Genomic DNA, 13,234 nt, shown 5'->3' on the forward strand with positions numbered 1-13,234 from the left:
CAGGGAGGCTTGAATGGTTATTGAATGCAGCGCCTGCCAGACCCGTTTCCGGCTGGCCGATGACAAGATCAAACCTCAGGGGACCAAGGTAAGGTGCTCCAAGTGCGGGGAGATTTTCACCGTCCTGCCACCGGAACCGGAGCTGACGAATGCTGCCGCGCCCGTCCCCGAACCGGCGCCCGCGACGGCCCCTGAACCCTCGGCGACGCCCCCCGGGAATACGGAAACGACGGATAGTTTCGACGACTGGAGCGATTTCGAAGCGACCGGGGATGAATCCCCCCCCCCGCCGCCGGCCGAGGATGAGTTTGCCGAGTTTGCGCCTGAAAATACGCATGACGACGGGGAAAGGTCCGGCGCCGCGATCGATGAAGCCTTCGACTTCACCCCCGCGGCGCCTGGGGCAACTGCTGATGCGGAAAATGATGAATTTATCTTCGTCGACGAGGGCGAGGAGGAGCCAACCCCTGCGACCGGGGGCGCGCCTGGCGTCGATGAATTTGCCTTCAGCGATGAACCCGGCAGGGCTGGCGATGACCTTCCCTTCGACGAGGGTGCAACCGCCGCCAGCGACGAGTTTGATTTCGCTGCCGGCGCCCCGCCGGCGCCGGAGGATTTTTCGTTCGGCGCAGAAGGTACGGAAGGAACCGCGCCTCTCCCTCCCCTGGAATTTGACTCCCTCTCATTTGACGATGCCCCACCGGCCGACGCTGGCAACGTCGATCTCGCCGGGGGCCTCGGAAGTGGCGTCAATGACGAACTCGCCTTCGAGGAGAGCGCGGAGGGGAGCATTGCCGACTTCTCTGCCGACGGCGAAGCAGACACCTTCTCCTGGGGTGAGAGCGAAGCGCCCGCAGTGGCACCGGACCGGTTCGCCTTCGGGGATAGCGCTCCCGACGAATTCGACTTCGGGGGGAGCAATGACTTCGCCGCAGACGAGGCGGGAACCGACGACCTCGACTTCAGTTCGGCCGACCTTGCCCCGGACGAACCTAGCCCGGCCGCAGCAGCGCCGGCGGCGGCGAAACCGGCACCGGCAGCTGCCGTGCCCCCGCCGGAAGACGATTCCCCGCCACGGCCGGCGGCGGTCAGGGCCAAGCCAACGCGGTCAAAGCATGCCCGCCGCAAGAAAAAGGGGGGAAGCGGAATCTTCACCTGGCTGCTGGTCCTTATTCTGCTCGGGCTGTGTGGCGCTACCGGCTATTACTACTGGCTCGGCCAGTTCCCGGATATTGACTTTCTGATCAAGCGGTTCCTGCCCCAGGAAACTGCCTCGCCAGCCGCAAGCCAGATCAAGGTCACCGATCCGAGCGGCATCTTTGTCAACAACCGTGAAGCCGGCCAGCTCTTTGTCATCCAGGGGCAGGCGGTCAACGGCTACAGCGAGCCCCGCTCGGCCCTGGCGGTCAAGGGACGCCTCTTCAACCGGAGCGGCGCCCTGCTGCGGGAGCAGACCGTTTTCTGCGGCAACGCCCTGTCGGAAAATGAGCTCAAGACCCTGCCCCTCGCCAAGCTCCGGGAGCGGACCGAAAACCAGTTCGGCGACTCCCTTTCCAACCTCAATGTGGGTCCGGGAAAGAGCATCCCCTTCACCATCGTCTTCAGCGACCTGCCCGCCGACCTCTCCGAATTCAATGTCGAGCCCGGGGACTCGATCGCGGGGAGCAAGCAGTAAGCGCAGCGCCTGTTTGCTCCCGAAACGCCGCAAGCCGCACCAATTGGTGCGGCTTGCGGCGTTTCGGGAGGGGAGGGAAAGCGGGCTAGGGGCCGGGACGCTTGCCATCCTTTTCACGATCGGGCGTTACATCGATCTCATTCGGATCCTGCACCGCCTTTTTAAAGCTGCGCAACCCCTTCCCCAGGGCACCACCGATCTCGGGAAGCTTGCCGGCTCCGAAAATGACCAGCACCAGAACGAGGATAATTATCAGTTCCGTAGAACCAAGTCCGAACATCGATCACCTCGGGGTTATTGCTGCAAAGCTGGACTGAAAAGTTTCCGGGGTGGCAGCAGCCACCCCGGAAGGGTCTTACTCAGGGCGCATCGATGGCATCAACGGGACAGGTGTCGACACAGGCGCCGCAATCGATGCAGGTCTCGGCATTGATGACACGGGCATCCCCCTGCTCGCTGATTGCCTCGACCGGGCAGACCGGCTCACAGGCGCCGCAGTTGATACATTCGGCATTAATGGTATAGGCCATTGGATTCACCTCCTCTGCCATAAGCTGGGATACGTTGTTTTGCAGTTTTCCGCATCCTACACGAATCGGGCGTTGCTGTCCACCCCCCGGGACCGCCGGCAAACCGATAAAAACCTTGCATTTCACTCCCCTTTCCGCTAGTCTTTTAAAACATTTTTTCCGGTTTTCCACAATACGCTTCCGGCACTTCCACTGCCCCGGCAGCGACTTGGCTGTCCCGAATCGGGCGGAAATAAAACATCTTTTCAGCACCTTCAGCACTCGGCATCAATATCACCAGAAAATTCGGAGGAGGTACTTTTTCAGTGGATATCCTTGCATTGAACTGCGGCAGTTCGTCAGTCAAATACCAGCTGTTTGACTGGAAACGCAAAGAGGTGATCGCCAAGGGGATGGTTGAACGGGTGACGATCGGCGATTCGTTCATCATCCACGAAGTTCCCGGGCGGGAGACGTACCGCGAAGAGTACGAATGTCCCGACCACAAGGTGGCCATTCACCTGATCATCAAGACCCTGACCAGCGAGCGCTATGGCGTCGTCACCGACATGAGCCAGATTTCTGCCGTCGGCCATCGTGTGGTGCACGGCGGCGAAAAGTTCGCCCGCTCGGTGATGATTGACGATTCGGTCCTCGATGCCATCAAGGAAGTTCAGCACCTCGCGCCGCTGCACAACCCTCCCAACATCTCCGGCATCGAGGCGGCCAAGGAGAACCTTCCCGACGTCCCCCACATCGCCATTTTCGACACCGCCTTTCACCAGACCATGCCGCGCCACGCCTTTATCTACCCCCTCCCCTACGAGTGGTACGAAAAACACAGCGTGCGGCGCTACGGTTTTCACGGCACCAGCCACCTCTACGTCTCCAAGCGGGCGGCGGTGCTCCTCGGCAAAGACCCCAGGGACTGCAACATCATCACCATGCACATCGGCAACGGGGTCTCCCATTCGGCGATCAAGGGGGGGGTCTCCGTCGATACCTCGATGGGCCTCACCCCCCTCGAAGGGGCGGTGATGGGGACCCGCTGCGGTGACATCGATCCGGCCATCCCGATGTTCATCCAGCAAAAAGAAGGCCTTTCTGCCAAGGAGCTCGACTCCATCCTCAACAAGAAGGCGGGAGTCCTCGGCGTCACCGGCCAGTACACCGACCGCCGCGACGTCATCGAGGGGGCGGATGCGGGCGATGAGCGCTGCAAGCTCTCCCTGGAGATTGAGGCCTACCGGCTGAAAAAGTACATTGGCTCCTATGCGGCGGCCCTCGGCGGCGTCGACGCCGTGGTCTTCACCGCCGGTGTCGGCGAGATGGGCTGGCTGATTCGCGAAATGGCCCTGGAAGGGCTCGAGTTCATGGGGATCATTCTCGACAAGGAGAAGAACCGCAACACCATGACCCGCAAACGCGAGAGCGTCATCACCACGCCGGAATCCCGGGTCAAGGTTTTCGTCATTCCCACCGACGAGGAGCTGGTCTTTACCGAAGATGTGGTGGCGATCCTCGAGGGGACCTATACCGACCACATGCATTTTTCCTATTCCTTCTCCGGTCCCGATTTCCAGCGGAAATAATCGGTCCGTTCCCTGATGCCCTACGCCAAAGAGGCCGGCGGCGCGCCGCCGGCCCCTTTATCTCCCAGGTTCACCCTGGCCCAAGACTGGATTTATGAGCATGCTCGGCATTGCAGAGATCGGCAGTTACATCCCGGAAAACCGGATTTCCAATTACGACCGCAAGGAACAGTTCGCCATCGATGACCAGTTCATCGAGGAGAAGATCGGCGTCAGGAGCGTCTCCCGCAAGGGGCCCGAGGAAGAGACTTCGGACCTCTGCCTGAAAGCCTACGCCGACCTCGAGGCCCGCAGCGGTCTGCGCCGGGAAGAGGTGGAGACGCTGGTCGTCGTCACCCAGAATCCCGACTTCACCATTCCCCACACCTCGGCGCTGGTGCATGGCCGGCTCGGCCTGGCGGAGAATTGTGCCTGTTTCGACATCTCCCTCGGCTGCAGCGGTTTTGTCTACGGGCTTTCCACCATCACCGCCTTCATGGCCGCCAACGGCCTGCGCAAGGGGGTCCTGATCACCGCCGACCCCTATTCCAAGGTGGTCAGCCCGGACGACAAGAACACCGCCCTCCTCTTCGGCGACGCCGCCGGCGCCACCCTGATCTCGAACGAGGCGCGCTTCGTTCCCGGACACTACACCTTTGGCACCCTGGGAAGCGAATTCGACAAGCTGATCGCCCGCGACGGCGTCCTCTTCATGAACGGCCGGGCGGTCTTCAACTTCGCCGCCAAGACCATCCCCCCCGATATTGAAAAGATGGCCGCCAAAAACGGCATCGCCATCGCCGACATTGATCGTTTCCTCTTCCACCAGGGGAGCAAGATCATCGTCGAGACCATCGCCCGCAAGCTCGGTGTCCCCCTGACCAAGGTCCCCTACGCAATCTGCGATTTCGGCAACAGCTGCGCCTCGACCATTCCACTGCTGCTGCAATCGGAACTGGCCGACCCGGCGGTGAAGACCATCGCCATCAGCGGCTTCGGCGTCGGCCTCTCCTGGGCCAGCGGCCTGCTGCGCCGCGTCGCCTGATCGACACCCCCAACTGAGCCGAAATTAAAGCGGCCGGCGGGAATCCCCGCCGGCCGCTTTTTATCTTGCAACTCACAATTCAAATTTCAAAATTCAAAATTGCCTTTCATCACCCCTGCGCCTGCACCGCGGTGATCGCCGCGACACTGATGATGTCCGCCACCGAGCAGCCACGGGAGAGGTCGTTGACCGGCTTGGCCAGGCCCTGGATGATCGGGCCGACCGCTTCGGCGCCGGCGAGGCGTTCTACCAGCTTGTAGCCGATATTGCCGGCGTCGAGGTCGGGGAAGATCAAGGTGTTCGCCTTGCCGGCGACCGACGAGCCGGGCGCCTTCTTGGCGCCGACCTTGGGGAGCAGAGCGGCATCGGCCTGCAGCTCGCCGTCGATCTGCAGCTCCGGGTCGAGCCCCTTGGCGATCTCCAGGGCCTTGAGGACCTTGTCGGCGTCGTCGTGCCTGGCGCTCCCCTTGGTCGAGAAGGAGAGCATTGCCACCCGCGCCTCGGCGCCGAGGAAGCTCTTGCAGCTGCGAGCGGTAGCGACGGCAATCTCCGCCAGCGCCTGGGCGTCGGGGTTCGGATTGACGGCGCAGTCGGCGAAGAGGATGGTGCCGTTCTCGCCGAACTCCGGGGTCCTGGTGACCATCAGGAAGACCGAGGAGACGGTCTTCATGCCGGGGGCGGTGCCGATCACCTGGAAGGCGGCACGCAGCACGTCGCCGGTGGTATTGAAAGCGCCGGCCACGGCGCCGCCGGCATCCCCGCGACGGACCATCATCGAGCCGAAATAGAGGTTGTCGTCCGCGGTCAGCAGGGCGCGGGCTTCGTCGCGGCTGAGCCCCTTCTTCTTGCGCAGCTCCACCAGTTCATCGATATAGCTTTCCAGCTGGGGGGCAGTCTTCGGATCGAGCAGGGTGACCCCGGCCAGCGAGGCTCCGAGCTCCTGGGCTTTTGCCGTGAGGGTCGCGGGATTGCCGAGCAGCACCACCCGGGCGAGACCATCACCGACGATCTGGCCGGCCGCTTCCACCATGCGGTCGTCGTACCCTTCCGGCAGGACCACGGTCTGCAGGTTGGTGCGGGCCTTGGCCTTGATCTGGTCAACTAAATGCATGACATTCTCCTCCAAAACGGGGTTTGAATAAGGCTTCTTTTATAACCGAAGGCCCGAATGCGGTCAACCCTTTTCCAGCCGTTGCCAAAGGGGCGATTGTTCGCTGGCCGCAGGGGGTTGGGATCATGTATAATGGCCCGGACCAAGCGCCCGGATCGAACCGGGCCCGTGCGGAGCCTATGGACCTCAATCACCGCGCCGATCCGTTGTTGATCGGCTTTTTGATCCTCTCGCTGCTGCTGCACCTGCTGCTGCTCTACCTGGTTCCTCGCCACAGCCTGCTGCCGGCGACGCCGGTTGACGAGCCGCCGGTGGTCGTCGAAATGCGCCCAACCCAGCCCCGGGAGCGGGAACTGGAGCTTCCCGAAACCCCCAACCAGCCGCGTACCAAACCGGCGCAACGGCTCGGTCCCAGCGACCAGCAGGTTGAGAAGGAGACCGCCCCCCGCGGCGCCGATTTCGAGGATCGCAAGCCCCAGACCCCGGCCCAACCACTTTCGCCCCGGCCGCAGACGCCAGCGACCCCGGCGCAACCAGTGACAACCGCCCCGGCCAAAACCGAACCGCACCCGGCCCAGTCGGAAACCGCCCCGGCCCCGGAAGCGCCCCTCCAGCCCAGCCCACCATCGCTGGAAAAATTGATCACCCTGCCCCAGAGTACCGCTGCCAGAACAGTGAATGAGGCACGGGAAAAAGCCCGGGAGGAAGTGGCCGAAGGAAACGCGGTCTGGCTCGACACCGAGCAGGACCTGCTCAATTCCTTCTTTCGCCGGCTCAAGGACGGTATCTACCGGGTCTGGAACTACCCGCCCCGCGCCGCCGAAGCGGGGCAGGAGGGGGTCTGCCTGCTGAAGATCACCTTCCGCCGCGACGGCACCGTCCTGAAGGTCGAGCTCAAGGAGAGTTCCGGCTCGCCGCTCCTCGACAATGAGGCGATCGCCGCCGTGCGCCGCGGCGGTCCCTATGGCGAACTCCCCCGCTCCTACAAAGAAGATCAGCTCAACGTCTTCGCCTTCTTCCGCTACAGCCTCCTGCGCTCCCACTCCACCCGCTTCGGCGACATCTTCGGCAACAACTGAAAAGGGCCCCTGACGGGGCCCTTCGGTTTTCAAGTACCCTGTAACTCATAGGATTTCGGAAGATTGCGCAGGGATTTTTCGTGTCAGCAAGGCATGATGTTCGCTGTCTAGCCATAGCTAAACAGCGAACACCAAAACGCAGCTGGCGCGAAAAATAACCAGCAAGACACGAAAGATTATGGGTTACTGGGTACTATGCATCTTCCCATTTCAGGATCGGATTGCGCGCCGCGCTCGTCTCGTCGAGACGCCGGGTGCGGGTCCGCACCGGCGCCGCGTGGAGAAGCTCGGGGTTCTCTTCCGCCTCGCGCGCGATGGCGAGCAGGGCGTCGCAGAACTCGTCGAGGACCTCCATGCATTCGGTCTCGGTCGGCTCGATCATGATCGCCCCCTTGACCACCAGCGGGAAGTAGATGGTCGGCGGGTGATAGCCATAGTCGATCAGCCGCTTGGCGAGGTCGAGGGTATGGCAGTCCCCTTTCAGGTCGCGATCGGAGAAGACGACCTCGTGCAGCGAGCGCTTGCGGTGCGGCAGGTGGAAGGCCCCCTCGAGGCGGGCGCGTACGTAGTTGGCGTTGAGGACGGCGAGCTCGCTGGCGCGGCGCAGGCCGGCTCCCCCCATTGCCAGGATATAGGCATAGGCGCGCACCATGATGCCGAAGTTGCCATAGAAAGAGCGCATTCGGCCGATCGACTGCGGACGGTCGCTGTCGAGACGGTAGCCGTCCTTTTCCTGCACCACCACCGGCGAGGGGAGAAAGGGTTCGAGGGCCGCGGTCACGCCGACCGGTCCGGACCCCGGTCCGCCGCCACCATGGGGGGTAGAGAAGGTCTTGTGCAAGTTGAAGTGCATGACGTCGATCCCCATGTCGCCGGGCCGGGCGATCCCCATCAGGGCGTTAAGGTTGGCGCCGTCGCAGTAGACGAGTCCCCCCTTGGCATGCACCACCGCGCAGATCTCGCGAATCTCCGACTCGAAGAGGCCGAGGGTGTTGGGGTTGGTCACCATCAGCGCCGCGACCTCGTCGTCCATCAGCGCCGTCACGGCGGCGGCCGAAAGGACCCCTTCGGAGGCGACCGGGACCACCTCGTAACCGCAGAGGGCCGCCGAAGCGGGATTGGTGCCGTGGGCGGTGTCGGGGATGATCACCTTGCGTCGCGCATTTCCCTGCGCTTCGTGCCAGGCCCGGATCATCAGCATCCCGGCCAGCTCACCGTGGGCACCGGCGGCCGGTTGCAAGGTCACCGCCGGAAAGCCGGAGATCTCGGCGAGCGCCTCCTGCAGCCGGCACATCAGCGCCAGCGCCCCCTGGGCGAGCTTTTCCGGGGTCTGCGGATGCACCCCGGCGAGACCGGGGAGCCGCGCCGCCACCTCATTGACCTTGGGGTTGTACTTCATGGTGCAGCTGCCGAGGGGATAGAGCCCGGAGTCGACCCCGTAGTTCCAGGTCGAGAGGCGCGTGAAGTGACGCACCACGTCGATCTCGGAGAGCTCGGGAAAGCCGGCCACGGCATCCCGCACCAGTTCCTTTGGCAGCTCGGCCGCGGGGACATCGAGGGGCGGAAGGCTGTAGCCGCGCCGACCGGGGTCGGAATGTTCAAAGAGGAGTTTTTCGTTCAGCACCAGGCCGCTGGTTCCCAGACTCTTCATGCCAGCACCTCCTGCAGCGCGGTGACCAGGGCATCGATCTCCTCACGGCGGTTCTGTTCGGTGACGCAGACCAGGATGCGGCGCTCGTCCGCGGCCCGGTAGCGGCCAAGGTCAACGCCGCCGAGGATGCTGCGCTCGGCGAGGGCGGCGAGAACGTCAGCGGCGGGGCGCGGCGTTTCGATGACAAATTCGTTAAAACTCGGTCCGGCAAAGGGGAGGGTCACTCCCGGCAGGGCAGCCAGCCCTTTCCGGGCGTAGGCCGCCTTGGCCAGGTTCTGCTGCGCCACCTCGCGAATACCGGCCTTGCCGAGGAGCGCCAGGTAGACAGTGACCATCAGGGCGCAAAGCCCCTGGTTGGAACAGATGTTGGAGGTCGCCTTTTCGCGCCGGATGTGCTGCTCGCGTGTCGCCAGGGTGAGGACGAAGCCGCGGTGGCCATCGCGATCGAGGGTCTGGCCGATGAGCCGCCCCGGCATGTTGCGCAGGAACTTCTGGCGCGCGGCGAAGAAGCCGACGCCGGGACCGCCATAGGAGACCGGGATGCCGAAACTCTGTCCCTCGCCGACGGCGATGTCGGCACCGAGTTCACCCGGCGACTTGAGCAGGCCAAGGGCGATCGGCTCGGCGGTAGCGCTGACCAGCAGCGCCCCGGCGCCATGGGCGATGGCAGCGAGACCGGCGAGGTCTTCGATGACGCCGAAGAAGTTCGGATAGCCGGCAACCAGCGCCGCGGTCTCGCCGTCGATCAAGGCAGCCAGCTGCGCCGCGTCGGTCCCCCCGGTGGTTGCACAGGGGACTTCCACCAGGTCGAGGCCGAGGTATTTGCCATAGGTGGTGACCGTCTGGCGGTAGTCGGGATGCAGACCGGCCGAGAGGATCACCTTGCGGCGCCGGGTGGCGCGGACCGCCAGCAGCACCGCTTCGGCACAGGCCGAGGCGCCGTCGTACATGGAGGCATTCGCCTGGTCCATGCCGGTCAGCTGGCAGATCAGCGTCTGGAACTCGAAGATCGCCTGCAGCGTCCCCTGGCTGATTTCGGGCTGGTAGGGGGTATAGGCGGTATAGAACTCACTGCGCGAGACCAGCTGGTCGACCACCGCCGGGATGAAATGATTGTAGGCGCCGCCGCCGAGAAAGGAGCTGTAATCGGCGGCGGTGGCATTTTGGGCAGCGAGACGCTGCAATTCGCGCAGCAGGTCGCTCTCGGCCAGGGCCGCGCCCAGTTGCAGCGGCCGCTGCAAGCGGACCGCGGGCGGGACCTCGCAGAAGAGGTCCTCGACGGAGGTGACGCCGATCGCCGCCAGCATCTGGCGCACGTCCTCCTCGGTATGGGGCAGGTAACGCATGGCAATCTCCCGGTAGAGGGTCGAGGCGTTTCAGTCCTGCTCGGCGACAAATTCCTGGTAGGCATCGGCGTCGAGGAGATCGTCGAGCTGGGCCGGATCGCTGAGGCGGATCTTGATCATCCAGCCATCCTCGTAGGGAGAGGTATTGATCACCTCGGGGGCGTCCGGGAGCTCTTCGTTGACCTCGACCACTTCGCCGGAGACGGGGGCATAGACATCGGAGACCGCCTTGACCGACTCGACAACGCCGAAGGGCTTGCCGACCTCGACCATCGTGCCGACCTCGGGGAGTTCAACGAAGACCACATCGCCGAGGGCGTCCTGGGCAAAGTCCGTGATGCCGACGGTGACGAGCTCCTCCTCGATCAGAACCCATTCGTGTTCCTCGGTGTACTTCAACTCTTCGGGAAATTCCATGGTCTCCTCCTTGGCGATGGGGGCGGCAGCAGCGCCCCGGGGCGATCGGCCGATCGCCGCATAGTGACGTCTATTTTTGGATGAACGGGGTCTTTACCACTTCCGCGCCGACCTGGCGATTGCGGATACCGACGCTCAAACGGGTTCCAATCGCGGCGCAGTCGGGACGCACCAGGGCCAGGGCGATACCGACCCGCAGCACCGGCGACATGGTGCCGCTGGTGACGACGCCGACCTGCTCGGCGCCGGCAAAGAGGGGATAGTCGGCCCGCGGCACCCCGGCTTCGGTCATCTGCACCCCGACCAGCCGGCGCGGCACGCCGGTCTCCTGCTGCCTGCGCAGAGCCGCGGCGCCGATAAAGCTCGGCTTGTCGAGCTTGGTGATCCAGCCGATACCCCCCTCCAGCGGCGAGATCTCCGGGGAAAGCTCGTGACCGTAGAGGGCGTACTTCATCTCCAGCCGCAGGGTATCGCGGGCGCCGAGGCCGATCGGGACGAGGCCGTCCTCGCGACCGACCTCGAGCAGGGCATTCCAGAGCTGCTCGGCGGCGGCGGGGGCGAAGTAGAGCTCGAAGCCGGCTTCCCCGGTATAGCCGGTACGGGAGATGATCGCCGGCACGCCGTCGACCACCCCTTCGGCAAAATGATAGTAGCGGATCGCGGCGAGGTCGGTGGCGGTGAGCCGGGCCAGGATCGCTTCGGCGGCCGGCCCCTGCAGGGCGAGTTGGGCGAAGTCGTTGCTGAGGTTGCGCAGGGTCACGCCGGGGAAGTCCCCCTCCGCGAGGACCTGCTCCATCCAGGCGAAATCCTTGTCGGCGTTGGCGGCGTTGACGCAGAAGAGGTAATGCTCGGCGTCGAAGCGGTAGAGGGTGACGTCATCCACGACCCCGCCGTGGGGGTAGCAGAAGGCGCTGTACTGGACCTGGCCGTTGACCAGCCGCGCAGCGTCGTTGATGGTCAGCTCCTGGATGTAGGCCAGCGCCCCCGGTCCCCGGACTTCAATCTCGCCCATGTGGGAGACGTCGAAGAGGCCGGCGGCGTTGCGCACCGCCAGGTGTTCCTCGATCACCCCGCGGTACTGCACCGGCATGTCCCAGCCACCGAACTCGACCATGCGGGCGCCGAGCTTGCGGTGCGCATCATTCAACGGGGTCTTCTTCAGCATGGTTCCTCCGTGGCAGGGCAAGGTAAAATTTTGAATTTCGCGTTCAACTCAAAATTCAAAATTCAGAATTCAACATTCAGAATCATCCCAGAATCTCCGGGATCAGCTCCTCGCCGCCGAGGGTCATCAGGTGCACCCCCTGGCACTCGGCGCGGGCGGCGGCGACCAGCTCCCGGGCGATGGCGACTCCCTCGGCGCGGGGGTCGGCAGCTCCTTCGAGGCGGGCGATCAGCCTTTCCGGCACCCGCACCCCGGGGATATGGTCGTTGAGAAAGCGGGCCATCCTGGCGCTCTTGAGGAGCAGCACGCCAAGCAGCACCGGCACGCCCAGGGGGCGCGCGGCCGCCATGAAGGTCTTGAGGCGATAGGTATCGAAAACCGCCTGGGTCTGAAAGAAGCGGGCGCCGTTCTTGATCTTCTTGTCGAACTTCTGGAACATCAGCTCGAAGGGCTCGGCTTCCGGCGTCACCGCCGCCCCGGCGAAGAAGCGCGGCGTTCCGCGCAGCGCCTTGCCGGCCATGTCGCTCCCCCGCGCCAGGCCGTCGGCCACCTGCAGCAGCTGCACCGAATCGAGGTCGAAGACTGCCCGCGCCTGGGGATGATCGCCGAAGCGGGCGTGGTCGCCGGAGAGGAGGAGCAGGTTCTCGATGCCGAGAGCAGCGGCGCCGAGCAGATCGGCCTGCAGCGCCATGCGATTGCGGTCGCGGCAGGTGAGCTGCAGGATCGGCTCGAACCCCTCCCGCACCAGCATCCCGGCCAGGGCCAGCGGGCTGAGGCGCATGTTCGCCCCCTGGTTGTCAGTGACGTTGATCGCCGTCACCCCGGAGAGCTGCTGCGCCTTGGCCAGCGCCTCGCCGACGTCGCACCCCTTGGGGGGCGCGATTTCGGCGGTGACGACGAAGCTGCCGGCGGCCAGTTGTTGCTGCAGCAGGGACATGGAGACTCGGAAAAGTTCGGAGAGCTGGGTTCTGAGTGGGAAAGGGCCTGGGCGAATTCGCCACTCGCTATCGGAGGTTCAATTTTCCCGGCTTGCGGACCTTCCCCCAGTTCTTGGGCGGGACCGGGCGGGCGAAGACCCCCTTGCGCCCCTGGCGCTTGAGGCGCTCAAAGATCAGGTTCCAGGCGCAGTCGAGCTCGCGGTCGGCCTCGCAGCGCCCCTGCTCCATGCCGCCGCAGGGGCCGTTGAGAAGCCCTTTGGCACAGGTGGTGACTGGGCAGATGCCGGCGGTCTCATTGAGGATGCAATCCCCGCACAGCGAACATTTCTCCTCGTACTGCCCGACGCGGCGGACATTGCCGAGGAAGAGTGAGTTGAGGCCGCCGATGACCCGCAAGTCGGTATTGGCAGAGAGCGACTGGATACCGGAGCCGCAGGCCAGAACCAGCAGCGCTTCGGCGCTGTCGACCGCGGCCCGATGCTGGCGCAGGTCGCGGGCGGCGCGCAGGATGTGGCACGCCTCGTCGACGATCATGCTGCCGGTCACCTCGCGCCCCTGTTCCTGCAACCACTCCTGGAGCCGGAAGACCTCTTCCTCCCCCCCTGCCTTGCAGGCGGTGGCGCAGGCCGCGCAGCCGACCAGGAAGAGTCGTTGCAACCCGTCGATGGCGGCAAGGATCTCCGCGGGATTTTTCTGTTCGCTGATAATCATCCGGCTATCGGGGGGG

General features: G+C 64.3%; 14 protein-coding genes. 4 read left to right on the forward strand and 10 right to left on the reverse strand.

Annotation, left to right across the window (positions count from 1 at the left end; translation table 11 throughout):
* The first annotated feature begins 13 nt into the window (after positions 1–13).
* Complete coding sequence (locus tag DBW_RS13275; RefSeq protein ID WP_066727971.1) at positions 14–1,675, forward strand: DUF3426 domain-containing protein; 1,662 nt, start codon at positions 14–16, stop codon at positions 1,673–1,675.
* Between the two features lie 85 nt (positions 1,676–1,760).
* Here the strand turns inward: DBW_RS13275 and DBW_RS13280 are convergent, their stop codons facing one another.
* From DBW_RS13280 to DBW_RS18985, 3 genes are all read right to left on the reverse strand, one after another.
* The gene (locus DBW_RS13280) at positions 1,761–1,955 is read right to left on the reverse strand and encodes a twin-arginine translocase TatA/TatE family subunit (RefSeq protein WP_066727972.1); all 195 of its coding nucleotides are present in this window, start codon (positions 1,953–1,955) and stop codon (positions 1,761–1,763) included.
* Between the two features lie 79 nt (positions 1,956–2,034).
* The gene (locus DBW_RS13285) at positions 2,035–2,205 is read right to left on the reverse strand and encodes an indolepyruvate ferredoxin oxidoreductase subunit alpha (protein ID WP_066727973.1); all 171 of its coding nucleotides are present in this window, start codon (positions 2,203–2,205) and stop codon (positions 2,035–2,037) included.
* A gap of 145 nt (positions 2,206–2,350) precedes the next feature.
* Positions 2,351–2,635: a hypothetical protein gene (locus DBW_RS18985; protein WP_231875434.1), complete on the reverse strand. Its 285-nt coding sequence runs from the start codon at positions 2,633–2,635 to the stop codon at positions 2,351–2,353.
* On the opposite strand from DBW_RS18985, the gene DBW_RS13290 reads away from it, so the two are divergent.
* Both DBW_RS13290 and DBW_RS13295 read left to right on the forward strand, forming a co-directional pair.
* Positions 2,517–3,776 (forward strand): acetate kinase, encoded by a 1,260-nt coding sequence (locus tag DBW_RS13290; protein ID WP_231875425.1) that lies wholly within the window; start codon positions 2,517–2,519, stop codon positions 3,774–3,776. The two genes, DBW_RS18985 and DBW_RS13290, sit on opposite strands and share 119 nt — an antisense overlap.
* A gap of 100 nt (positions 3,777–3,876) precedes the next feature.
* On the forward strand, positions 3,877–4,800 hold the full coding sequence (locus DBW_RS13295; protein ID WP_066727975.1) for a 3-oxoacyl-ACP synthase III family protein: 924 nt from the start codon (positions 3,877–3,879) through the stop codon (positions 4,798–4,800).
* A 109-nt stretch (positions 4,801–4,909) separates the two neighbouring features.
* Here the strand turns inward: DBW_RS13295 and pta are convergent, their stop codons facing one another.
* Positions 4,910–5,911 carry a phosphate acetyltransferase gene (gene pta, locus DBW_RS13300; protein WP_066727976.1) on the reverse strand — a complete coding sequence of 334 codons (1,002 nt, stop codon included), beginning with the start codon at positions 5,909–5,911 and terminating at the stop codon, positions 4,910–4,912.
* A 179-nt stretch (positions 5,912–6,090) separates the two neighbouring features.
* Here pta and DBW_RS13305 point away from each other — a divergent pair, with 179 nt between their 5' ends.
* A complete protein-coding gene (locus DBW_RS13305; RefSeq protein WP_066727977.1) occupies positions 6,091–6,990 on the forward strand; it encodes an energy transducer TonB in 900 nt (299 codons plus the stop codon).
* A 193-nt stretch (positions 6,991–7,183) separates the two neighbouring features.
* On the opposite strand, the gene gcvPB is transcribed toward DBW_RS13305, so the two are convergent.
* From gcvPB to DBW_RS13335, 6 genes are all read right to left on the reverse strand, one after another.
* Complete coding sequence (gene gcvPB, locus DBW_RS13310) at positions 7,184–8,641, reverse strand: aminomethyl-transferring glycine dehydrogenase subunit GcvPB (RefSeq protein ID WP_066727978.1); 1,458 nt, start codon at positions 8,639–8,641, stop codon at positions 7,184–7,186.
* Complete coding sequence (gene gcvPA, locus DBW_RS13315; protein WP_066727979.1) at positions 8,638–9,987, reverse strand: aminomethyl-transferring glycine dehydrogenase subunit GcvPA; 1,350 nt, start codon at positions 9,985–9,987, stop codon at positions 8,638–8,640. The genes gcvPB and gcvPA overlap by 4 nt, the downstream gene beginning before the upstream one ends.
* 30 nt (positions 9,988–10,017) lie before the next feature.
* Positions 10,018–10,404, reverse strand: coding sequence for a glycine cleavage system protein GcvH (gene gcvH / locus DBW_RS13320; RefSeq protein ID WP_066727980.1), 387 nt, complete (start codon positions 10,402–10,404; stop codon positions 10,018–10,020).
* Between the two features lie 70 nt (positions 10,405–10,474).
* Positions 10,475–11,569: a glycine cleavage system aminomethyltransferase GcvT gene (gene gcvT / locus DBW_RS13325; protein ID WP_066727981.1), complete on the reverse strand. Its 1,095-nt coding sequence runs from the start codon at positions 11,567–11,569 to the stop codon at positions 10,475–10,477.
* 82 nt (positions 11,570–11,651) lie between these two features.
* Complete coding sequence (locus DBW_RS13330; RefSeq protein WP_066727982.1) at positions 11,652–12,506, reverse strand: methylenetetrahydrofolate reductase; 855 nt, start codon at positions 12,504–12,506, stop codon at positions 11,652–11,654.
* A 67-nt stretch (positions 12,507–12,573) separates the two neighbouring features.
* Complete coding sequence (locus DBW_RS13335) at positions 12,574–13,218, reverse strand: methylenetetrahydrofolate reductase C-terminal domain-containing protein (RefSeq protein ID WP_066727983.1); 645 nt, start codon at positions 13,216–13,218, stop codon at positions 12,574–12,576.
* Between the last annotated feature and the right edge of the window lie 16 nt (positions 13,219–13,234).

It is taken from the genome of Desulfuromonas sp. DDH964 (assembly GCF_001611275.1).
Classification (GTDB): Bacteria; Desulfobacterota; Desulfuromonadia; order Desulfuromonadales; family DDH964; genus DDH964.